The sequence below is a fragment of the Exiguobacterium sp. s78 genome (assembly GCF_018618985.1).
In the GTDB taxonomy this organism is placed as follows: Bacteria; Bacillota; Bacilli; order Exiguobacteriales; family Exiguobacteriaceae; genus Exiguobacterium_A; species Exiguobacterium_A abrahamii.
The window spans coordinates 2,113,822-2,136,696 of the sequence record NZ_JACSNB010000001.1 but is presented as its reverse complement, the minus strand read 5'-3'; the positions used below and the strand labels follow the sequence as shown (position 1 = coordinate 2,136,696).

Annotated in this window: 16 protein-coding genes; 9 read left to right on the top strand and 7 right to left on the bottom strand. The window is 45.8% G+C overall.

Annotation, left to right across the window (positions count from 1 at the left end; genetic code table 11):
- Positions 1 to 86: 86 nt before the first annotated feature.
- The 9 genes from addB (at position 87) to KNQ18_RS10980 (ending at position 15,646) form a co-directional block, all read left to right on the top strand.
- Positions 87 to 3,518 carry a helicase-exonuclease AddAB subunit AddB gene (addB, locus tag KNQ18_RS11020; protein WP_215084761.1) on the top strand — a complete coding sequence of 1,144 codons (3,432 nt, stop codon included), beginning with the start codon at positions 87 to 89 and terminating at the stop codon, positions 3,516 to 3,518.
- Entirely contained in the window at positions 3,515 to 7,066 is a 3,552-nt protein-coding gene (addA, locus tag KNQ18_RS11015; protein WP_215084759.1) for a helicase-exonuclease AddAB subunit AddA, read from the top strand. Before addB ends, addA begins: the two co-directional genes overlap by 4 nt.
- A gap of 206 nt (positions 7,067 to 7,272) precedes the next feature.
- On the top strand, positions 7,273 to 7,650 hold the full coding sequence (locus KNQ18_RS11010) for a response regulator (RefSeq protein ID WP_023467390.1): 378 nt from the start codon (positions 7,273 to 7,275) through the stop codon (positions 7,648 to 7,650).
- Complete coding sequence (locus tag KNQ18_RS11005) at positions 7,631 to 10,174, top strand: HAMP domain-containing sensor histidine kinase (RefSeq protein ID WP_215084758.1); 2,544 nt, start codon at positions 7,631 to 7,633, stop codon at positions 10,172 to 10,174. The genes KNQ18_RS11010 and KNQ18_RS11005 overlap by 20 nt, the downstream gene beginning before the upstream one ends.
- Positions 10,175 to 10,258: 84 nt before the next feature.
- Entirely contained in the window at positions 10,259 to 10,639 is a 381-nt protein-coding gene (locus KNQ18_RS11000; protein ID WP_023467392.1) for a DUF1516 family protein, read from the top strand.
- A 140-nt stretch (positions 10,640 to 10,779) separates the two neighbouring features.
- Entirely contained in the window at positions 10,780 to 11,778 is a 999-nt protein-coding gene (locus KNQ18_RS10995; RefSeq protein WP_215084756.1) for a class I SAM-dependent methyltransferase, read from the top strand.
- 106 nt (positions 11,779 to 11,884) lie between these two features.
- Positions 11,885 to 13,375: a phytoene desaturase family protein gene (locus KNQ18_RS10990; protein ID WP_050677170.1), complete on the top strand. Its 1,491-nt coding sequence runs from the start codon at positions 11,885 to 11,887 to the stop codon at positions 13,373 to 13,375.
- Positions 13,372 to 14,853: a phytoene desaturase family protein gene (locus KNQ18_RS10985; protein ID WP_214724385.1), complete on the top strand. Its 1,482-nt coding sequence runs from the start codon at positions 13,372 to 13,374 to the stop codon at positions 14,851 to 14,853. The genes KNQ18_RS10990 and KNQ18_RS10985 overlap by 4 nt, the downstream gene beginning before the upstream one ends.
- Positions 14,813 to 15,646, top strand: a complete 834-nt coding sequence (locus KNQ18_RS10980) for a phytoene/squalene synthase family protein (RefSeq protein ID WP_055966987.1) — start codon at positions 14,813 to 14,815, stop codon at positions 15,644 to 15,646. The genes KNQ18_RS10985 and KNQ18_RS10980 overlap by 41 nt, the downstream gene beginning before the upstream one ends.
- Positions 15,647 to 16,067: 421 nt before the next feature.
- Here the strand turns inward: KNQ18_RS10980 and KNQ18_RS10975 are convergent, their stop codons facing one another.
- The 7 genes from KNQ18_RS10975 to KNQ18_RS10945 form a co-directional block, all read right to left on the bottom strand.
- Positions 16,068 to 17,540 (bottom strand): phytoene desaturase family protein, encoded by a 1,473-nt coding sequence (locus KNQ18_RS10975; protein WP_035398446.1) that lies wholly within the window; start codon positions 17,538 to 17,540, stop codon positions 16,068 to 16,070.
- Between the two features lie 15 nt (positions 17,541 to 17,555).
- Complete coding sequence (locus KNQ18_RS10970; RefSeq protein ID WP_214724387.1) at positions 17,556 to 18,632, bottom strand: glycosyltransferase family 2 protein; 1,077 nt, start codon at positions 18,630 to 18,632, stop codon at positions 17,556 to 17,558.
- Positions 18,629 to 19,330: a lysophospholipid acyltransferase family protein gene (locus tag KNQ18_RS10965; RefSeq protein WP_251133345.1), complete on the bottom strand. Its 702-nt coding sequence runs from the start codon at positions 19,328 to 19,330 to the stop codon at positions 18,629 to 18,631. The genes KNQ18_RS10970 and KNQ18_RS10965 overlap by 4 nt, the downstream gene beginning before the upstream one ends.
- On the bottom strand, positions 19,299 to 20,054 hold the full coding sequence (locus tag KNQ18_RS10960) for a carotenoid biosynthesis protein (protein WP_023467400.1): 756 nt from the start codon (positions 20,052 to 20,054) through the stop codon (positions 19,299 to 19,301). Before KNQ18_RS10960 ends, KNQ18_RS10965 begins: the two co-directional genes overlap by 32 nt.
- A 136-nt stretch (positions 20,055 to 20,190) precedes the next feature.
- Positions 20,191 to 20,937, bottom strand: coding sequence for a CDP-diacylglycerol--serine O-phosphatidyltransferase (pssA, locus tag KNQ18_RS10955; RefSeq protein ID WP_174316042.1), 747 nt, complete (start codon positions 20,935 to 20,937; stop codon positions 20,191 to 20,193).
- A gap of 21 nt (positions 20,938 to 20,958) precedes the next feature.
- Positions 20,959 to 21,426, bottom strand: a complete 468-nt coding sequence (gene ybaK / locus KNQ18_RS10950) for a Cys-tRNA(Pro) deacylase (protein WP_064300355.1) — start codon at positions 21,424 to 21,426, stop codon at positions 20,959 to 20,961.
- Positions 21,386 to 22,768: an MATE family efflux transporter gene (locus tag KNQ18_RS10945; RefSeq protein WP_029340978.1), complete on the bottom strand. Its 1,383-nt coding sequence runs from the start codon at positions 22,766 to 22,768 to the stop codon at positions 21,386 to 21,388. Before KNQ18_RS10945 ends, ybaK begins: the two co-directional genes overlap by 41 nt.
- Between the last annotated feature and the right edge of the window lie 107 nt (positions 22,769 to 22,875).

Genomic DNA, 22,875 nt, shown 5'->3' with positions numbered 1-22,875 from the left:
GTAGAAGACATGCGCCAAAAACAGTACATTTGTTCTTGTTTGTGAGATACTAAGAGTAAAGAAAAAACGAGGAGGAGGTTTTCTTGATGAACCATATGCATATTGGTCGTGCCGGGAGTGGAAAAACGACACAATTGATCGAGCGCGTCGTACAAGAACTCGAGCAACGACCACTAGGGGAGAAGATGTATTTCATCGTTCCAGATCAGATGTCATTTGAAATGGAGCGGCGGATTGCGACAGATGAACGGATAGCAGGTCTTGTTCGCCTTGAGGTTATGAGTCTACGGCGCTTTGCGTTTCATATTTTACGCGATTACGGGAATCAAGCGATTCCATTTCTCGATGAGACGGGTACACAGCTATTACTGCGACAGGTCGTCGAGGAATCAGAAGACGAACTGAAGATTTTTAAACGAACTAAAAACATGCCTGGATTTTTCCAAGGACTTGATGAGCTCATCGCGTCGTTTAAACGTTCGTTGATTGAGCCAGACATGTTGCGTCAAGTGAGTGATCGCTCTCTCGAACGGTCACCGAAATTAAACGACCTTGCGTTGATTTATGAGCGCTTTACGGAACGAATCGTCGATAAAGCACTCCATGCAGACGATTACTATACGACGTTGCTCGAATTACTTCCAAAAGCGCGACTGGATCAAGCGACGATCATCGTCGACGGATTTTATGAATTTTCGCTCCAGGAACAACAAGTTTTACTCGCCTTGATGCAACAAGTGGCTGAAATGCATATTAGTTTTACGATGGATGCAACGGATCCTTATGCGAAACAAACTTCTTTTGGTGTGTCTCAGCGGTGCTACATGCAATTGATCGGTCAGATGCAGGAACTGTCGATTCCATATGAAGAAATTTTGTATGATCAACCAATCAAGTTTCAATCAGAAGGACTACGACATTTGGAGCAGGCCTTGTTGAAGCCGGGATATCCTCCTGTCGATCATGACATTGAGGGCTTTCAGATGACAGCTGCAGTTAACCGTCAAGTTGAAGCGGAATCAGCCGTGCGGAAAGCGATTCAACTCGTTCGACAAAAAGGATATCGGTTTCATGAGATGGCATTCGTCGTGCGACATCTTGAGCCGTATGCGGATCACTTGGAACGAGCCTTCCACATGTATGATGTTCCATATTTCTTGGATCAACGTGAGTCGATGGTTCACCATCCGCTCGTTGACTTGATTCAATCTGCTTTAGACATCGTAACGTCGGGTTATCGGGAAGAAACGGTCTTTCGTTTACTGAAGACGGAGCTCTTGCCGATTCCAGCAGAAGATGCGCGTCTAGCGCTCGATCGTTTCGAGACGTTCGTGCTCGAACGCGGCATCAAAGGATCGATGTGGCAACAACCGTGGCAATTAAAGCGACGCCTAGCAGAGGAAGTTCGCTTAACGGAAGAAGAGCTTGCGCAAGAAGAAGAACTGAACCATTTACGAACCTTCGTCGTCGACTTGATTGAACCGTTGCACCGTCGGTTGAAGCAGGCAAAGACGATGAGCGCGTATACGAAAGGTCTTTATCAATTCCTTGAAGAACAGAAAATTGCAGAACGTTTAATGGAATGGCGTAAGCAGGCACTAGAGCAGGATCAGTTACTTGTTGCTCGAGAGCATGATCAAGTGTACGAAGCGATACTTCATCTATTCGAACAGCTAGAAGCTGCTGCGCCTGAGCATACGTTATCGACGGATTTGTTCGTCCAGATGGTCGAGACAGGACTTGAGAGCCTTCGTTTTGCACTTGTTCCGCCATCGCTCGATCAAGTCATCGCGACGGACTATGTCCGTGGACGATTACAACGAGTAAAAGTCGTCTTTTTACTAGGAGCGAATGATGGTCTGATTCCGTTCGTTCAAGATCAATCAAAGTTACTGTCTGAAAATGATCATGACTTTTTACATGAGCATGGTATTCCGGTTGGAAAAGCGTCTCTTGATGTGTTTGATGATGAGCTGTTTTACCTGTATCAAGGGATGATGGCTCCAAGTGAAGCATTGTATGTTAGTTACGCACTTGTCGATGAAGAAGGAAAGGCGCTTCAGCCGGCAGCGATCACAAAACAATTAAAGCGACAACTGTTGCTCGATCGTCCGATCAAAACACACTTTGCGGAAGCTGGGGAACACGCACCACAAGAACAACTTGATTTCGTGACGAGTCCAGATCGCGCGGCAGCAGCGACAGCGATTGAACTCCGGCGTCTTCAACGACGTTATCCGATTCAACCGATTTGGTTCGAAGTGTATAACACACTTCTCGAAAACGGACAGGGACGTGAACGGATGGGATTATTCTCGAGTGCCTTGTTCTATCAAAATAAAGCGGAAGCCTTGCCGGAAGGGTTGGCGCATCGTCTATATGGTGATTCACTGCAAGCGAGCGTTTCGCGTTTTGAGACCTATAACGCCTGCTCGTATAAGCATTTTGCTCGATACGGACTTCGTTTACGCGAGCGGAAGCTGTATAAATTTGAAGCACCGGACATCGGGAATCTGTTCCATGGCGCATTAAATGATTTGTCGCTCAGTATTAAAGCTTCTGGACGACACTGGCGAGAGCTCGACGGCGAAACGTGCGGGACACTGGCGAAAGAAGCTGTCGAAAAGGTGACACCGGAAATTCAGAATGCGATTTTGATGAGTTCGAGTCGGTTCGGGTATATCAAGAAAAAATTGACGGATGTCGTGGAGCAAACAGCTAAAATGCTTGTTGAACAAGCAAAACGAACAGACTTTGAACCCGACTTATTTGAAATCAGTTTTGGGAACGCGACGTTCCCACCATTACGCTTTACGTTACCAGACGGAACAGAAATTGAATTCACGGGTCGCATCGACCGGATTGATCAGGCGACGATTGGTGATCAGCTATACGTTCGAATCATTGATTACAAATCGAGTGCTCGAGGACTGGATTTTGCGGAAATCTATTATGGGCTTGCCATTCAGATGCTTCTTTATCTGAAGACGGTCGTGGAACAGTCGGAGTTGCTCTATCAACAGCAGGCGAAACCAGCTGGTGCGTTATATTTCCACGTCAAAAACCCGATGCTACGAGGCGATTTATCGGCTGACGAAGAAGAGCGCAATCAACTGTTACTCGAGTCCTATCAAATGCAAGGCGTCATCCTAGAGAATGACGAGGTACTACGAGCGATGGATCATATTGCGTACGATGAACGAAAAAAATCACCGCTCGTCAAAGTGACATTCACAAAAAACGGACTGCATAAGACGCAGACGAAAGGTGTCGTAAAAGAGGAAGATTTATCAGCGCTGATGGATCATGCATGGGAGGCATTAAAAGACAGCAGTCAAGACATCTATGATGGGGATATCGCCATCAATCCGTTTGATTATCAAGAGCGGACACCGTGTAGTTTTTGTGAGTATCGTTCAGTCTGTCAGTTCGATGAATCGCTTGGGAATCAGTATCGCCCATTAAAACCGATGTCTGAAAAAGAGGTACTGGAACGGTTGAAGGAGGAAGAAGAATGAGCGTGCGTTGGACGGAAGAACAACAACAAGCCATTTCAGCTAGAGGTGGACATATCCTAGTCTCAGCTGCTGCTGGATCAGGGAAGACAGCCGTCCTCGTTGAACGGCTGACGCAACGATTGATTGATCCCGAAGATGAGTTGTCGGCAGATCGTATTCTCGTTGCTACCTTTACGAATGCGGCAGCACGTGAGATGAAGACGCGGGTCATCGAGGTCATGGACCAGCGCATCAAAGAAGCACCGGATGATTTATATTTGAAAAAACAGCGTCAATTGATGAACCGGGCACAAATTACGACGATTCATTCGTTCTGTTTGTCGATTCTCCGCGAGAACTATTACCGGATTGGTCTGGATCCTGCGTTTCGAATTGCCGATGAATCCGAATTACTGTTGTTACAAGACGATGTCTTAGAAGCAGTCTTTGAGTCCTTTTATGCCTCCGAGGACCCAGGATTCTATGATTTGATTGATAGTTATACGTCAGATCGGGATGATCAAGCCATGTTGACGCTGATTTCGAATCTCTATCGATTTTCCCGTTCCTTACCGGATCCGGAAGCCTTTTATGCACATTTAATCAGTCAGTACGATCAGCCGATTGACCCGGATGATTCTCCACTTATGCAACGACTAGTCGAATTAGAGTGGGAAAGTCTCTCGAATTTATTGGGACGTTACCGAGAACTTGCTTTTGAGCTGGAGCAGTCTGGTTATGCGGAAATGGGAAACATGATGCGACAGGATATCTCTCCCTTTACCTTGCTCGAAACGTCAGAACGACACTGGTCGATGGTTGCGCTTGCTTTTCAAGCAGTAGAGTTCGGTCGCTGGAAGAGTCCACGCGGGGATGAAGGAATCAAACCGTTTCAAGCAGAGCGGACGCGACTCGTAGCGGAATTCAAGAAAATGAAAGAGCTGTTCGTCCAAAAGACTGGTGTTGATTACTTGGAGGACTTGCGGTCGCAGCTTCGACACGTGGAGACGATCGTGACACTCGTACGTCAATTTGCAAGCGATTATCTCGAAGCGAAACAACAACGTGGTATCGTCGATTTTTCGGATCTTGAACATTTTGCATTAGAGATTTTGACGGACGAAGGACAACCGTCAGACGTGGCAAAACTTCTGAAGGAACGCTTCGTTGAAGTACTCGTCGACGAATATCAAGATACGAACGAGGTTCAGGAACGCATCATCCAATTGGTCTCGAAAACGGATGAGGCGACAGGAAATCTATTCATGGTCGGTGATGTCAAACAATCCATCTATAAATTTCGTCATGCAGAGCCAGGATTGTTCCTTGAGAAATTCAAACGATTCCAACAGACCGACGTTGGAACACGGATCGATTTAACAAAAAACTTCCGCAGTCGTCTTGAGGTGCTGGATGGAACGAATCAAATCTTCCGCCAAGTGATGGATGAGACGGTCGGGGAGATTGATTACGATGAAGCCGCGCACCTTCGACTCGGGAATCTGAGTTATCTCGAATCGGAGCAAGTGGCGCCTGAATTACTCTTGATAGATCCACTTGATAGTGAAAAGGAAGAGGTTGAAGCACGAGCGATTGCGACGCGAATTTTAGAACTCGTTGATTCGAAGCATCCACATCTGATTTACGATGCGAAAGCGAACCGATTCCGAACGTGTGAATACCGCGATATCGTCGTCTTAGCACGGTCGCGTGGTAAGCGTGTCCAAGCGCTTGTCGAAGTGCTCGAACAGTATGAGATTCCGGTCTATGCGGATACGACGGGCGGATACTTCCAAGCGACGGAAATTCAAATCATGATGGCATTGCTCAAGACGATCGATAATCCACTTCAAGACATCCCATTCGCGAGTCTGTTACGATCGCCGATTTTTGGGGTGGCGGATCGAGATTTAGGACGGATTCGAGCAAAACAAAAAGAAGGAAGCTTTTATGAGGCAGCGCTAGCAATGGCGGCAGAGGAATCATCACTCGGAATTCGAATGGATGAAATCATCCGTCAGATTCAATCATGGCGAACTGAAGCGCGTGGGAGTGCCCTACCTGCCTTCATTCGATCGCTCTTTGATCAGACCGGCTATTTTGAGTACGTCGGCTGTCTCGCCGGAGGAAAAAGTCGTCAAGCCAACTTGAACGCCTTATATGAGCGAGCGAAGCAATATGAGACGTCCGGTTATCGTGGACTCTATCGTTTCCTTCGTCTGATCAATCGATTAATTGAACGAGGAGAAGACTTCGCAGAAGCCCGTTCGCTTGGAGAAGACGAGGACGTCGTTCGCATCATGACGATCCACCAATCAAAAGGACTCGAGTTCCCCGTGACGATCGTCAGCCAATTGACGAAGCAATTCAACAAACAGGATCAAATGCAGGCGATTCAGTTGCATAAGACGTATGGCATTGCCCTAGATGCGATTGATCCGATTCGTCGTTTGCGATCTGGGACACTCTTGAAAGAAGTCATCCGCCGGGAAATGGATCGAGAGATGAAGGCAGAAGAGATGCGCGTCTTGTATGTTGCGATGACTCGAGCGAAGGAAAAGTTGATTCTCGTCGGGACAGTCAAGGATTTAGAAGATCAAATGGCGACCTGGCAGATGACGCCACCAGATGAAGTCTTACTACCTGAAAATGACCGGCGCCAAGCGAAGAGTTATGCGGAATGGGTCGTTCCGGCAGTCTTACGCAGCAGTTTACTACGTCCGGATGAGACGGATTGGTCGATTCGCGTGATGTCGTTAGAGGAGTTAGCACCGTATCAAGAAATCTCAACACTCGTGGAGCAACTCGAACACGTTCAGAAGCTTGAAAAAATCGATGTGCCGGTTAATTCGCAAGTCAAAGAAATCGTCGAAGCGGCATTTTCGTATCAGTATCCGTATGCGCTTGCGACAGAGACGGCAGCAAAACAGACCGTCACGGAACTGAAACGGGCGGAACAGCTAGAACGTGCAGCATTCGAAACGACATATCGCCAGACGACGTATTACCGTACGCCACAATTCCTCGGACCTGTTTTAAGTGGGGCGGAACGAGGAACGGTCTTACACTTAGCGATGCAATTGTATGAACCGGACGAATCGATTTCGCAACAAATCAATCAATGGGAAGCGACGGAACGCATTACGCCGATTGAAGCGACGACGATGCGGGAAGCGACAGCACAGTTACAAGGGTTCCTCGACTCTGAAATCGGACAATTGTTCAGCGAACGATTACGGACGAACCACGTCTATCGGGAGTTGCCGTTCACATATAAGATCGGGGCATCGCGTTTCCGGAAAGACTGGACAGGTCCAGTGGATGACGCAGTCATGCAAGGAATCGTCGACTGTTTGATTCAGGATGGGGAGTCCTATATCTTGCTCGATTATAAATCGGATCAAATCGTTACGACGGAAGTCGGACAGACACCTGCTGATGTGTTACGGGATCGGTACGCAACTCAGTTGAATCTGTATCAAGAAGCGTTAGAAGCGATTCTTCATATTCAAATTTCACGCAAGGTCATCTATGCGTTTGCTTTAGAAGAAACGATTGATTTAGTGTAATTTAATTTTGATACGATCGAGACCTTCCTCGTCCTACTACTTAAGGTAGAGACGAGGGAGGTTTTAGTATGGGTCGAAAGAGGGATGAGGAAGAAGGAGACAAAATCAGTTTCTGAAGGGATTTCCGTTTCTTATTGTGAAAGAACTGTGTAAAATAAAGAAGATATGTTACTTTGATGATGGATAATTTTGGGAGGTTTTAATAGATGGCACGTATTTTATTAGCAGAAGACGAAGATGTCTTACGAATGTTAGTACTCGATACACTAGAAGATGAAGGATATACGATCGACGAAGCGACAGATGGAGACGAAGCGTATCAAAAAATCATGAACGCTGAATATGATCTCGTTTTACTCGATTACATGATGCCTGGAATGACAGGGATTGAAGTTATTGAGAAAGTCCGACAACATCCAGATAAGCAACACTTAAAAATCATGATGTTGACGGCTAAAAGTCAACAATCAGACCGCGAACGAGCGGAAGAGATTGGTGCAAATTACTTTTTCTCAAAGCCCTTTAGTCCGTTAGAACTGATTGATGTCGTGGGAGGAATACTGAGTGATCACCAAGTGGATTAATCGAAAAATCGGGCGCCAACTCATGGCTTCCTTTTATGTCGTATTAGCTACATTGATGATTTCATCATTGATCGTCTACAACTATACCGATACGAAACTGCAGGCGACTCGGGCGAAATTAGAAGATATCCGTGACCGGAGTGCACGTGCGGGTGCTTTATGGGAAGAGTGGCAGGATGTTCAGTTCAATATGCGCGGTTATGCCTTGATGGGGAATGGTGATCTATACAATCAAGTCATGGCTCAACAAGATAAGATTGATCAGCAGACAGAATGGTTCGAAAAAAATGCGATTTATGATCAAGGAAAGGCATTCGCCCAGTCCTCGAGAGAATTGTATGGTTATTATTTCGATGCGATTTTGCCGCTTATTCAATCCTATGTCCAAGCGAAAGAATCTGGAGATGTCACGGAATCCTTCTTAAAAGGAACAACACTTGCTGAACTGCCACTTGGTCAGCAATTATTAGCTGAAGGTAAGATTCAATTAGATGCTCAAGGAAACATTGATGTACTCTCGGAAATCAATAAGAGCGAGCTAGCACTCGGCGGTTATCGCGAATTTTTAGAGGATTGGGCACAACGGACGAGCGACCAACTGGAACGGGAGATCCGGACGACACAGCTGATTTGGTTAGCGAATATCGTCGTCTTACTTGCCGTCTTGATTTTCTTTATCTATCCGTTTATCCGCCGCATCACGATGGAATTATTATCTCTCGTCAAGAACAGTCAACGGCTTGCGAACGGTGAAGATGTCTCGAGCGTCAAAGTACCGAATCGTAAAGATGAAATCGGAATCCTGGCGTTATCCTTCAATCAGATGGCAAGTTCGATTTCCGAGAACAAGCAGCATTTATTAGCGAAAAATGAAGAATTACAGGCGCAACAGGAAGAATTGCAAGCACAGCAGGAAGAATTGCAAGCACAGCAAGAAGAACTCGAAGAAGCATTAGAGCTGACGATGCGGAATGAGCAACATTTGCAGTATCGGAATGATTTGACAGAAACGCTCGCGGCACGTGAGTCGTTGACTGCTTATCCAGAAATCATTGAGAAGCTCGTCACAATCACAGATTCTGAGATTGGTGCATTAGTATTTGTTGATGAAGAAGATAGTTATTCTGTCGTTACGTATGGAATGACGGATGAATTGGCAGAACAGCTGCTTCAAAACGATGCGTCTCTCTTAAAACGAGCTGAGTCACTAAAGTCACCTGTTCATTCTTCTAAACAAGTCGCAAGCAATCATCCACTGCCGTACCCGTACTATATGTACGAAACAGCTGTACCGATTCTTGAACCGACGTCTGGTGACATCATCGCGTATATCTACCTTGTCCGTTATCGCGATCAGTTTACGAACGAACAGATGCGTGATGTCATGTCCTTCTCCCGTCAATTGTCACTATCGCTCTTACGCATGCGTTTATTTGATGAGATGACGAAAGAGAAAACGAAGACAGAGCGGATTCTCGATTCGATTCGAGAGGCCGTCATCTATCTTGAACCGGGTAAAGAAGAGGTCTTCGTCAATCGACCATTATACGATTTATTCCCGGAATTACGTTATGGTGTTCAGACTGAACAGGAGACATTGCAAACGTGCTTAGAAGTCATTCGATCCGTCGTCGACGATCCAGAAGTCTTTAGCCGTTATGTTGATGCAGTTCTGCGTGGAGAATTACCGACCGATAGTTTACAGTTCTCGATTCGAAACGAAACGGTATTCATTCAATTTTATGTCGAGGTGATCCATATCCATCACGTACATAAAGGAACGATGCTCGTCATGCGTGATGTAACGAAAGAGACTGAAATGGATCGTTTGAAATCAGAACTCGTTTCAACCGTCTCTCATGAACTTCGGACGCCACTCTCTTCGATTTACGGATTTACAGAACTCATGCTCAACCGAGACATCGAAGAGTCGCGCCAAGATCGATATTTGCGGACGATCCATTCCGAAACGGAACGTCTTGCGAATCTCGTCAATGATTTCTTAGATGTCCAGCGCATGGAGTCGGGCACACAATCGTATAAAAAAGCATCTGTGAACATCTATACGATTGCTGAAGAAACGACACAATTTTATGAGGCTTCGACACAGGCTCATCGGATTACGTTCCGTCACGAGGGAAATCAGTTGCCTGTCATTGAAGCAGACGAAGAAAAAATTAGACAGTTGCTCAATAATTTATTGAATAATGCGGTGAAATATTCACCATCTGGTGGTGCGATCGATGTCGTACTCACGACATCACTTGATCAAGTCATTCTTCAAGTTCGAGATGAGGGAATCGGGATTCCAGAACAATCGCTGAGTCGTCTATTCGAAAAGTTCTATCGCGTCGATAACTCGGATAGTCGAAAAATTGGTGGGACTGGTCTAGGACTAGCTATATGTAAGGAAATCGTCACGGGTCATGGTGGAGAAATTCATGTCGAGTCAGTCGTGAAGGAAGGTAGTCTTTTTACCGTCAAATTTCCACTTGTCCAGTCTACACATGTGACAATCTCCTGAAAAAACCATATATCAACCAAATAACACTAGGTGTTCGTCCTGAAATCAGATACGATGAAATAGGAAAAGAAAGGAGGAAATGAAATGCCAATCACAGCATTCGTTCACACACACGTCTTACTTTGGGTACTTTTATTGGTTACGTTCTTCGTCGCTTTTTCGATGTACAAGAACAACAAAAAAGCTGCAAAAGGGATTCATATGGCGTTCCGTCTGTTGCTTTTATTGACATTCGCGACAGGTCTTTATCTGTACATCAAAATCATGGGGATGTCTGAAAATCCAGACCCACTCTACCATGCGAAGATTACACTCGGCTTATTGTCGCTCATCTTCGGAGAGTTGACACTTGTTCGACTTAAAAAAGGAAAAGCTTATTCCGGTTTCGTCATCGGATTCATCGTGCTTGTCCTTGTGACAGTATTCCTAGGCTATTCACTCCCATACGGTATGAAATTCTTCTAAGTTCATGCGGGATCAAAGAGTCCTTTTCGACCTCATAGGTTGAAAAGGGCTCTTTTTGTCATGTTCGTTAGTAATTTTTGTTTACAAGTGGTTGTTATTTGGGAAAAGGGATGTATTACACAGTAGAGAGGGGAACGCTTGTGGCACAGTTGAAGGAATGGACGAAAGTTTTCCGGGCACGAAAATGGATGAAACGCGCAGAACCGGTGTTACCACTTTGGCATGGGTATATCGGTTATAAATATGGATTATTCGATGCTCTTCAAACAGGAGCAACACAAGCAGAGGCACAGCTACGGATGCAGCGTCCGCTGACACAGGAAGCGTTATCCCGCTGGTTCGAAGTCGGCGTCGCAGTCGGTCACTTGAAGAAAAAAGATTTACGCTATACAGCGACTCGCCATGTTCTTCCGGAACTCTCTCAATCAGACGATCGGAGTATCGGATTCATGTTATCGGAAATGATGGAGCTGCACTTGCCAGCACTATTCTCTTATCCTCAATTTTTAGAAGAGGGTCAACAAAAGACCTTTAATGGAGAGGAACATGGAGACATCGTGGCTGAAACTTCAGCTCTCGTTGAGACTGTTGCTTTCCCAGCAGTACGCCATATCATTCGGAGTCGTAATCTAACCTCACTTCTTGATATTGGTTGTGCTTATGGTGGGTATCTCCGTAAAATCCATGAGGCATTGCCGGACTTACGACTCGCCGGAATCGATATTGAAGAATCCGTCATCGCAGAAGCAAAACGACGAGATACGAGCGGAGAGATTGATTTTGTCGTTGGAGACATCAAAACGTTTGATGTCAAAGAGACATATGACGGTGTCATGATGAATAATATTTTGTATTACTTCCCGCAACCGGAACGCCTTGCACTATTAAAAGGAGTTCGTCGTTTCGTCAAGGATGATGGAACAGTCATTCTCGTCACACCATTACGTGACAGTTCACATGGTGCATCTTTCTCAGCAGCATTCAATGCCTTCATGACGTTGCATGAGAATCTGTATCCATTACCAAGTAAGGAAGAATTGAAAGAGGATCTAACGAAAGCTGGGTTTGAAAACATTTCGATCACACCATTCTTAAAAGAAGGTGCCTGGTATATCGTCACTGCAAACGCCACTTCCTAAGCGAAGTCTGGCGTTTTTACAGTTTGAAGACAGTTCAAATTTGTTGCTTTTACTATGTGCTTAGTATAATAGTTGAAACGATGAGAGATAAAAAGGAGAGATTTGGGTGAAGCGACGCGTAGCAGTGATTGGAGCAGGACCTGGGGGACTTGCATGTGCCTTGTTATTAGCAGGAAAAGGAGTAGACGTCACCGTTTACGAAAAACAAACGCAAGTCGGTGGACGAACTTCTGCCGTCAAGCTAGGTGACTATACGTTCGATCGAGGACCAACATTCCTTAATATGCCGCATATTTTAGAAAACGTTTTTCACGAAGCCGGTTTACGATTAGAAGATTATTTAGATTTAAAGGCGCTTGATCCGATGTATACACTCTATTTCAAAGGCGGAACAGAGGAGTTTACGATGACGACGGATCGGGACCGGATGAAAGAGGCAATCGAACGACAATTTCCTGGAAACGGGGAAGGGTACGATCGATTCATGGCAGAGCAAGCACTTAAGCTTGGAAAACTCATGCCAATCTTACAGACACGTCACGATCGGCTGACGGATTACTTATCACCGCGTGTCTTAACGGCACTTCCGCGCCTATCGCTCGGACGATCGCTTTATGATGTTTTATCCGACTACTTCACGAGCGAAGAATTGAAGTATTCTTTTACATTCCAAGCGAAATACTTAGGCATGTCAGCTTGGGAATGTCCAGGTGGTTTTTCGATCTTGTCTTACATGGAACATGCTTACGGTGTCCATCATCCGATTGGTGGAATGCATCAAGTACCGCTTGCAATGCAACGTGCGATCGAAGAGCTAGGTGGAACCGTACAGTTAGGTGCGGGCATCGAACAATTGATCTTAAACGGAAAAGCTGTCGAAGGAGTCATCCTCGAGTCAGGTCAACATGAGTTATTCGATGAAGTCATCATCGGTGCTGATTTCGCACATGCGATGAATCATCTGGTGCCGGAAGGGGTTCTGAAAAAATGGTCCCGACCAAAAATTGACCGTAAAAAATTCTCGTGTTCGACGTTCATGTTATATCTTGGTGTCAACCGGACGTTCGATGCACCACACCATACGATTTACTTTGCAGAGGATTATGAGAAAAACGTTCGCGAGATGACGCAGACTTTAGAATTATCGGATGACTTTTCGTTCTATGTCCAAAATCCATCCGTGATTGATTCAACGCTAGCACCTGAAGGCAAGTCTGCTATGTATGTCCTAGTGCCAGTGCCGAACAATTACTCTGAACTTGATTGGTCGATCGAAGGACCGAAACTACGTCGTCGTGTTCTGGACGCTCTTGAAACGCGTTCACCGTATCAAGGGATTGAGGCGGCAATCGAAGTCGAAGAGATGTTCACGCCAGACGACTGGGAAGCGATGGGGATCCATCAAGGCGCGACGTTCAATCTCGGTCATCAGTTGACACAGATGATGTACTTCCGCCCGCATAATCAATTTGAAGAGCTCGATCATCTGTATCTCGTCGGAGGTGGCACACATCCGGGTAGCGGATTACCGACGATTTTCGAATCCGCGCGTATTACGGCAGAACTCGTGCTCAAAAAAGAAGGGGTGCGGACATGAAGATAGGATTCGTAGGAGCCGGTGTTGGTACACTGCATGCAGCGCTTTTGCTGACAGCAAGACATCCTGGAGTCGAGATTACGATTTTTGAAAAAGAAGCACATGTCGGTGGTCGATTACGATCCGTCGATTTTAAATCGGGTGGCCGCATCGATGAAGGTCCGACGATCGTTCTGATGCCAGGCAAGTTAAAAGAGCAGTTGGCAGAAGCCGGCGTGACGGGAGTAGAACTTGAACGGGTCGATCCATTGTATGACCTTCACTTTGACGATGGTACGGTCGTTACGAAAGTAGCCGATGTCGTGGATCAAGCGATCGCGATCGAACGTCAATTCGGTGAAGGTCGTGGATTTTATGAATTCATGCATCAAAAAGAAAAGGATTATGAGACGAGTGTATCGAAATTTTTAGAACGTGGTTATCGTCGGAAGACGGAGTTGTTGCACCCAGACATGATGCGTCCATTATTACAGATGCATGCTCTAGAGACTGCACATGACCATTTGAAGCGATACTTCAAGAGTAAATATTTGCGCATGGCATACAGTTTCCCGACATTTTATATCGGCGGAAACCCTTATACGACACCATCGATTTACGGTTTGATTCCGTACCGGGAACAAGCAGAAGGTGTCTGGTATGTAAAAGGTGGCTATTTCTCGCTTGCTGAACGCATGTACGACACATTAGTCGAACGTGGTGTCCGATTCGTCTTCGAGGCACCCGTTGAACGAGTCGTCGTCGACCAAGGACAGGCAAAGGAAATCGTCTTACAAGATGGCACACAGGAAGCATTTGATCAAATCGTACTAAATGGAGAGTTTCCATTGATGGAACGCCTTGTAGAAGGTAAACAACCTAAGACCTATACACCTTCAGGCGGTACGCTATTGCTATATTTCAAGATGAAAGGGAAAGTCGATTTACCGGTGCATCGCTTTTTGATGCCAAACGACTTGGAACCGCTCATGACGAATATTTTTAAAAAAGGACGATTACCTGAACATCCGGCAGTCTATCTGTTCCATCCGAGTCGGATTGACCGTAGTTTAACAGGAACGGATGATAGCGTCGTCTATTCATTAATTCCTTCTCCGCGTGGCTATGGTGTAGAAGATTATGAAAAAGTAGACTTCATCGAGACCGTACTTGAAAAAATCGAGCATCATCATCCGGGATTCCGGGAAAAGATACAAGAAATGAAGATTCGTACACCGAATGATGCACAGGCCTTTGGATTATATCAGGGAGGTAGTTTTGGGATCGCGCCGACGATTCGCCAATCGGCTGCCTTAAAGACACAGGCAAAACCGTATCCGGATATCGATCGATTATATGCCGTCGGTGCATCGGTGCATCCGTGTGGAGGAGTACCAGTCGTCATGATGGGCGCAACGATACTCGTAAACCGAATGGAACAAGAGATGGGGTGGAAACATGAATTCAGTGACGATCCAGAACGCGTATATCAAATGTGAGGAAGTCATTCAGTCCGGATCTAAGACGTTCTATAAAGCCTTTTCACTCTTACCAAAAGCAGATCGACAAGCTGTTTATGCCATCTATACATTTTGCCGGTTCCTCGATGATACCGTCGATGAGTCGGATACGCCGAAAGAGAGTTTACTAGCTTTCTTGAATGAATTCAAACGATTCCGTGATGGCGAAGTACTAGATAAACCGTTATGGATTGCGTTGGCAGACGTATTTGAACGTTATGAAATGGATGAGACACCATTCCTTGAGCTCGCGGAAGGGATGCGTTGGGATATCGAGAAAAATCGTTATCAGACGCTTGAAGAGACAGAGCAATACAGCTACTACGTAGCGAGTACTGTCGGTTTGATGTTGTTGCCCATCCTTGCACCGCAACAGCCTGATCTCCGTAAGTCTGCTATCGATCTTGGAATCGCGATGCAATTGACGAATATTTTACGAGATGTTGGTGAAGATGCAAAACGCGGTCGTATCTACTTGCCTCATTCATGGATGGAGACATACGGTGTCACAGCGGAGTCGTTACTCGCTGGTCGTCCTTCAGGAGACTTTATCGGTCTCTGGGAAGAGGTTGCACTTCGAGCAGAGCATCTGTATGACGCAGCGATTCCATCGTTTGAACGTTATCCACGAGAGAGTCGGCGTGCTCTGAAGGCTGCTGCTTTCCTGTACCGTGGTATACTCGATGCAGCGCGGGATAATCACTATGACGTCTTTACAAAACGGGCGTACGTCAGCCGTTGGCAAAAAATGAAGTTACTTGCTACGATTTAATACATGACCATAGAAAAAAGACCTTGGCGGGGACCAAGGTCTTTTTTCTATGGTCTGAGACCGGGGAGTCTCAGATTACTTCTACACCAGAGCGAACATCTGGACTACGAGATAGGTCTGTTTCGACCACGGGGATGGTCTTTTCTTTATCGAGCTATCTGTGGACCATTCGGATGAGACGATCTAAGGGGGAACGTCGTAAGTCATGCGAATGGACACACGATGAGTCACGTGATGAAATGGGTGGGTCCCATTTGATTTCGCTGGTTAGAAAAAGTAAGTTCTTCAACGCTCTTGACTCGGGGAAGTCACCTTGCGCTTGATTGAGGATGTGGGGTCAATCACTACCTCTTGAACTCGAAGTAATCGTATCAAATCTTAGTTGTCCGTACAAGTGATTGATATGCAATTCACATAACGTTCACAGGGTAGCGGCGACAGCAGAGACGATTCGTTCACTTGCTAGTTTTCCTGAAAGCGTCACCATTGGACTACCACCACCAGGATGCGTTGATCCACCAGCAAAAAACAAATTGTGAACATTCTTTGAACGGTTGCTCGGACGGAGGAAAGACGACCGGATGCCATTGGATGACAAGCCATACAATGAGCCGTGATAGGCAAAGAAGGTTTGTTCGATATCCTGTGGCGTGACCCGTTGCTCGAAGACGACATCAGATGAAATATCAATCCCAAAGGACTGCAATCGTTGATTGATCAGTTGATCATACGTATCAAAATCAATCGCATGTCCAGTATCCGTTGCAGGTGCATTGACGAGCACGAATAAGTTATCACCCGCTTGTCCCATTTCTGGTGCTGTGACGGAAGAATTCGAGATATAGATCGTCGGCTCCTCAGCGTAACGTTTTTCATCAAAGAGTGCCTTGAACTCAGCTTCGTAATCCGAAGAGAAGAAGACGTTATGATGAGCCAGCCCTTCGATCCGACGTGAGAGACCGATACATCGGACATAGGCAGAAATCGACGGTTCGACTTGAGCAGGTGTCGGATTTTTAAAATCAGGTCGTGCCGTTTCTGAGATCAGACGTGGATATTGTGTCAACAAATCACCGTTCATGACGACGAAGTCAACCGGGAGATATTCCAAGTGATTCAATTCAATTTCCGTTGCTTGTCCATCGACGACTTCGATCTGTGTCACTTCATCGCCAAGACGGAAGACGACACCTAGTTCTTTTGCACGTCGGGCGAACCCTTCTGCGATTGCTGTATTACCACCATTTGTGAAGTAGACACCGTCATTTAGTTCTAAATGAGCAATTAAACTGAAGGTAGCGGGTGTTTGATACGGACTACTCCCGATATACGTCGCATAACGATCGAGTGCCTGAATTAACCCTTTATCCTTAAAGTAGTGCTTATGCAACCCATGAAGGTTTTGAAAGGGATGCACTTTCAACATGTCTCGCCAGAGGGAGGGGCGGATATACGAATCAATATTCGTAAAGAATTGTTGTTTTGCGATCGTATGCAACTTCGCCACTTCTTCTTGGTAACCTGTAATATCGTTCTTCGCCAACTGACCGTTCGTGAAACGATCTACTTCTGTCCGCATCGCTTCGCGTCCAGACGAAAATGTTAATGTTCTTCCGTCGGAAAAATGATTGACCGTATGACGTTCAAGTTTCGTGAATGTAAAGTACTCATCGGGATCCGCACCGGATTCAAGAATGACAGACTGAAAAACTTCCGGCATCGTGATCGTATTCGGACCAAAATCGAAGCGATGTCCTTCTGTGACGATCGGCATCATTTTGCCACCGATATGTGTATTGCGCTCGATGACCGTGACGCGAAATCCTTTTGCTGCTAATGAGATAGCAGCGCTGAGTCCACCAAGACCGGCTCCGATGACAGCTATATGTTTCATGATACTGATTCCTCCTTATGAATAGGTCCTACCCTTCCATGTGATTTCCCGTTTCCTAAAGCTTCGAATCATCGCACTTGCTAGCAAGATGACATAAAGGAATACCGCCAGTGGATGGAGCCACCAAACATGTCGGATTCGTGCCGCACGATCAATCCGGAATCGTGCTAAATAAAGAAGAATCAGTGCGCCACCCATCTGCCAGGATGGGTGGAGGATGAGATAAGGTAGGACACTTGCTTGAACCAAGTAAAAGAGTAGAAAGTATGATCCGACGATATAAGAATCGTTCATCCCACGAAAGACATTCTTTAGAAAACCTTGCCAGACTTCTTCGTTCGTGGCGTACATATCGCAAGAAACTGCTGGGGCGACTTCGACGAGCGTCGTCGTCAACCCGTGTCGTTTAAATGTACGACAAAGTTCTAAATCGTCAACGAGAGCCGATTGGATGCTTTCATGTCCACCGACTTGGTCATACGCGTGTCGTTCGACGAGAACGACCATGCCGTTGGCTGCAGCAAACGCTGGATGTTTCACCTTGCGAAACGGAATCGGAAGATGCTGCGCGATAAGAACATGTTGCATCGGAATCAAACACTTCCCTAGAAACGTCGGTACAGGAAAGGACGGGAAACCGGAAAGGAAAACAGCTCGTTCTGTTCGTAACGTTCCGTATAAGCGACAAATCGCATCAGGTGTCAATGTCACATCAGCATCGAGAAATAACAGATAGTCCTCTGTCGTTCGTTTCGCGAGTTGATGACACGCATGGACCTTTCCTGCCCAGCCAGCTGGTAAGGGAAGACCATCAATCACTGTAAAACGGTCGTCTTGACCGATTCGATCGAGCAATAACTCGCGCGTCCGATCGGTCGAGCGGTCTTCATATAAGTAAACGTGCATCCCTGGTGTCAGAGCGGGTTCTAATGCGTCTAATAATTTTCGTACATTACGCTCCTCATTCCGTAAAGGGATGCAAATTGCTAGACTATCTGGTTGAACGGGAGCCGTTAATCGTGGTAGAAAAGCTAAATTAATCCATGTATAGAGACAGACAGCTAGAGCGAAGAAGAGAAAGAACCAACTCATGACCGAAGGGCCCGTAACCAGCGCTCCGTTCGTGCAGGAAGTGGTTCCCTTCGGGTAGAGATACAGCGATACAAATCAACACGTTCCGCAATTGCATCTGCTCGAATGTCGTCGTATAAAGCAGTTAGTTCTACCGTCAGTCGTTTTGCCTGAGCACTTGACCGTTCGTTAGGTAATGGACGAAAGCGACGCGTCCGGATATAGACGTCCGGTTGCTGTTCATGACCATATGAATAATAAAAGGCGACGAGAGACACGTGATCCGTATGACGCGTCAAATGTGTGGCACCACTTGCTAAGCGAAGCGGACGGTCCTCTTGATGACGTTCCTCGCCTTGAGGAAACATCCAGACGCTGCTGCCATTTTGAAGTCGTTCTTTTGCATAATGAAGGCTTGTCTTGATATCAGCGAATGATGTCCGGTCAACAGAGAAAGCTCCGAGACGGGAGAAGAACGGGAAACGAGCAAGCCCTGCTTGATCAATCATGACATAGGGGTCGTGATGGAAACAGGTCTGATCCAAATGAAAAAGAATCATACCGTCCCACCAAGAACTGTGTGTAGCAAGCATGAGACCAGGGACAGGTAGATCGTCTGCTCGATATAAGACACGGTGGAAATGACGTCGGATCAAAGCATGATCGACATACGTATGAAATACGGATTCAGCTAATTTGCTTTTGTTTGCTTCTTTCAACGATAACCCCTCGTTTCACAATGAAATAGACGATGAATGCACTTAAGCTGACCAAAGTGACGCCATAGAGACCAGCAACTCCTGCTGTTACACCGAATAAAGTGTGCAACATCAAAAAGAGATACTGATTGTTTTGTTCGAGTGCGGCATCCGTCGCCTTGACTTGATATCGATTGATGAAAAAGGAAAAGACGAGCGCCGTTCCATACCACCCGAAGAAATTCTGTGTCGGAATATCGTAATACCAGCCACCGTCTTGCCAAAGCCAATACGATTTCACGTTAGCAGCAACAGGATCGATTGCTAAATCGAGCCAGACGGCAAACAATGGAACGAGAATCAATGTACTATAGCGAAACGAGAACAAACGGGAGAAAGCGAGACTCGCCCCCATGACCGATAGCCATGCAGCCCCGATCGTAATCGGCACACCTAATAATTGGACACCGAAATCCGACTCGTAACGATATGTTCCAAACGGCCAACCGGTATGGACCCCAATCGACTCAATGATGATCGAACCAAAGAAGATAAAGGGGATGACAAGACGCCCCTTCGGTAAGACATGCCAAAAATAGAGAGCTGCGTATAAGCCGGAAGCGAATAAAAAGACGGCATTGGCCCACTCGAGCCAAGGGGGAAGTAACGAAAAACCAACTAAGATCAAGCCGATGGTGAACCAAATCGAAAAGAAAATCCAAAGACGTTTATGAAACTGCTCCATGCGTGACATTCCTCCATTTCCAAAATAGCTTCTGTCATAAGTATACCCATATATCTTGAAAACGAGCGAGGGAGAAGCGGTCTTATAAAAAAAGTGGTCCGGCTTCTCGTAAGAGAAACCGAACCACTTCCTATCATCATCCGTTTGAATGTTGTTTTTGCTTCTTCTTTTTGATGAACGAGAAAAGGAGAAACGCGATATACAACGGAACAGCAACGAACCAAAACGTAGACCACTCATTGCTACGCGCAATCATGACATACGTCACGTATAGCAACGTAAAGGTGATGACGAACGTATGGCGCGGAACGGGAATGTCTTTAAAACTTGGAATCTTGACACGACTGACCATCAAGAAGGCAAGACCTGTAAAAACGAGTGGGACCATCAAGTCGTTCATTCGTCCGCTAAACAACGTGACGACGGCCAAAATACCACCTGCCGCTGTAATCGGTACACCTGAAAAATAAGCAGATGCCACATTCGTTGCCGATAAATTAAAACGAGCAAGACGAAATGCGCCAAACAACGGGAACAGAGCAGAGATTAGTAAACCAACTTCTCCGAATTCATAGAAATACGTATAGTAGGCCATCATTGCAGGTGCGACACCGAATGTCACGATATCTGCTAATGAGTCCAGTTCTTTTCCGAAGTCGCCTGCTACACCAAGCATCCGAGCAAGGCGTCCGTCCAGACTATCAAGCATCATCGCGATGACGATTAGTAAGGTGGCATTTTGAAAATCACCTTTTGCTGCCATGACGATGGCTAAAAAACCACAATACAGATTTCCGAACGTAAATAGGTTGGGTATTGAATTACGAACACGATCTTTCCACAAAATGATTCCTCCTGCCACTTCATCGATACTACTCATCATACCATAATTAGGAGATGGAATTCAGCCGTTCGTAAAGAGAATCCCCTGAGTGAAAGATAAAAAATCATGAGGATTCAACCGAACTTGATGTCCACGTTTTCCAGCGGATATGATGATGAATGGTTCATGGATAGCACGATCCGATAAGAGAACCGGAAAATTCTTCTTAGCACCGATGGCAGAGACACCACCTCGAATATAGCCAGTCAGGTCTTCTAACTCCTTCATCGGAACAAGCGCGACTTTTTTCGAATGCAATGCTTTAGCCGCTGCCTTTAGAGAGAGTTCTTCTTCCCCCGAAATGACGACGAAGACATATTTATTTTCGACCATTTTCAAAACAAGGGTTTTAAAAATGGTCGAAAGGGGGTAATTAATCTTTCTAGCGACGGCTTCAGCAGATAAATCATCAAGATCAACAGGATAAGTGAGGGATTCGAAGTCAATCTTAGACTGCTTCAGAAGCCTCTCGACGTTCGTTTTGCTCATGTGTTTCTCCTTTGACGAGTGAGTATTGGACCCATTTCCGTCCGTGCCAACGTTTCATGGCGAAAATGCCACGGAACCATTCGTCAGCAGAGAAGGCAATCCAGATTCCAAGTAAACCGAGACCGAAACCAAGACCAAGTGTATAACTGAGGACGACCGCGATTCCCCACATCGATAGAATACCGATGGCGACAGGGAAACGAACATCTCCTGCCGATTTAAGAGTTCCCATGAGCACGATGTTCATCGCGCGACCTGGTTCAAGAATGACGCTTGCCCAGAGTAGTGGGATACCGATTGCAATGATTTCAGGACTCGATGTGAACACTGATAGAATCGATGAACCGAATGAAGCAAGAGCGACAGCTGAGATGAAGCTTGCGAAAACAGCAATCTTCAATGTTTTCACAGCACGTCCATATGCTTGTTCAAATTGTTGAGCACCAACTTGGCGTGCGACGAGTAACTGCGTTCCTTGAGCGATGGCAAGCGTAAATAGGAAACAAAGCATCGTGATGTTTGATACATAGACACGAGCAGACAATGCTGCTTCACCAATTGTTGCGATGAATCCTGTGATGATGAGTTGTGAGAATTGATATGAGATCCCTTCACCAGCAGATGGGATTCCGATGTTCATGATTCGTTTCACATCTTCCCGGTCGAAATGAATCAAGTCTTTTACTTTAAAACGTAATGAGAGTTTCCGGTAAACGACGAAGAATAAGACAAGGACAGCGATTGTTCGGGCGATGACGATCGACCAAGCGACACCAGCAACACCGAGAACGGGAATGCCGAAGAGTCCAAGAACAGCGATGACGTTACCAAAAGCACTAACGAAATTCATGAGTAGCGTGACGTACATAGCATTTTTTGTGAATCCATGACTCCGGAGAATCGCACCCAGTGTCAATGAGATGGCTTCTAAGAAAAGGAATAGACCAACGATCTTAATGAACGTTTCGCCATAGACGAGCGTCTCTCCTTCTAACGAGAAAAATCCAAGGAGTTGTCTTCCGAACAACACCACGGTCAGAGAAACGATGAGACCGGTATACAAGTTAATCGCAAAAGCAGAACGAGCCGTTTGACGAGCGTTTTGCGTCTTTCTTGCACCGAGGTACTGACCAATGATGATCGTTGCACCGACCGAGGTGATGTTAAAGAGAATAATGAAGATATTCAAAATTTGATTGGATACACCGACTGCCGCAGCAGCGCTATCTGAGTAATAACTTAAAATCAACGTTGCAATGATCCCAAGGCTCATGTGCAAGGCAATCTCGATGAATAATGGCCACGTAATGTGGAATAAGCTTGGTTGCTTGACTGTTTTCATAAATAAATCCCCTTTGTTTCATAAAACGAATAGTGTTTCTTTATCTTTTTGAAACTATACGCCTTCGATTTTCATAATGAAAGAGGGTTTTTTGTCTTTCATCGAAA

Excerpts from the sequence above, each read along its gene's own strand:
- addB (WP_215084761.1), top strand. The coding sequence starts at position 87 with ATGAACCATATGCATATTGGTCGTGCCGGGAGTGGAAAAACGACACAA.
- addA (WP_215084759.1), top strand. The coding sequence starts at position 3,515 with ATGAGCGTGCGTTGGACGGAAGAACAACAACAAGCCATTTCAGCTAGA.
- KNQ18_RS11010 (WP_023467390.1), top strand. The coding sequence starts at position 7,273 with ATGGCACGTATTTTATTAGCAGAAGACGAAGATGTCTTACGAATGTTA.
- KNQ18_RS11000 (WP_023467392.1), top strand. The coding sequence starts at position 10,259 with ATGCCAATCACAGCATTCGTTCACACACACGTCTTACTTTGGGTACTT.
- KNQ18_RS10985 (WP_214724385.1), top strand. The coding sequence starts at position 13,372 with ATGAAGATAGGATTCGTAGGAGCCGGTGTTGGTACACTGCATGCAGCG.
- KNQ18_RS10980 (WP_055966987.1), top strand. The coding sequence starts at position 14,813 with ATGAATTCAGTGACGATCCAGAACGCGTATATCAAATGTGAGGAAGTC.
- KNQ18_RS10975 (WP_035398446.1), bottom strand. The coding sequence starts at position 17,540 with ATGAAACATATAGCTGTCATCGGAGCCGGTCTTGGTGGACTCAGCGCT.
- KNQ18_RS10970 (WP_214724387.1), bottom strand. The coding sequence starts at position 18,632 with ATGAGTTGGTTCTTTCTCTTCTTCGCTCTAGCTGTCTGTCTCTATACA.
- KNQ18_RS10960 (WP_023467400.1), bottom strand. The coding sequence starts at position 20,054 with ATGGAGCAGTTTCATAAACGTCTTTGGATTTTCTTTTCGATTTGGTTC.
- pssA (WP_174316042.1), bottom strand. The coding sequence starts at position 20,937 with ATGATGAGTAGTATCGATGAAGTGGCAGGAGGAATCATTTTGTGGAAA.
- ybaK (WP_064300355.1), bottom strand. The coding sequence starts at position 21,426 with ATGAGCAAAACGAACGTCGAGAGGCTTCTGAAGCAGTCTAAGATTGAC.
- KNQ18_RS10945 (WP_029340978.1), bottom strand. The coding sequence starts at position 22,768 with ATGAAAACAGTCAAGCAACCAAGCTTATTCCACATTACGTGGCCATTA.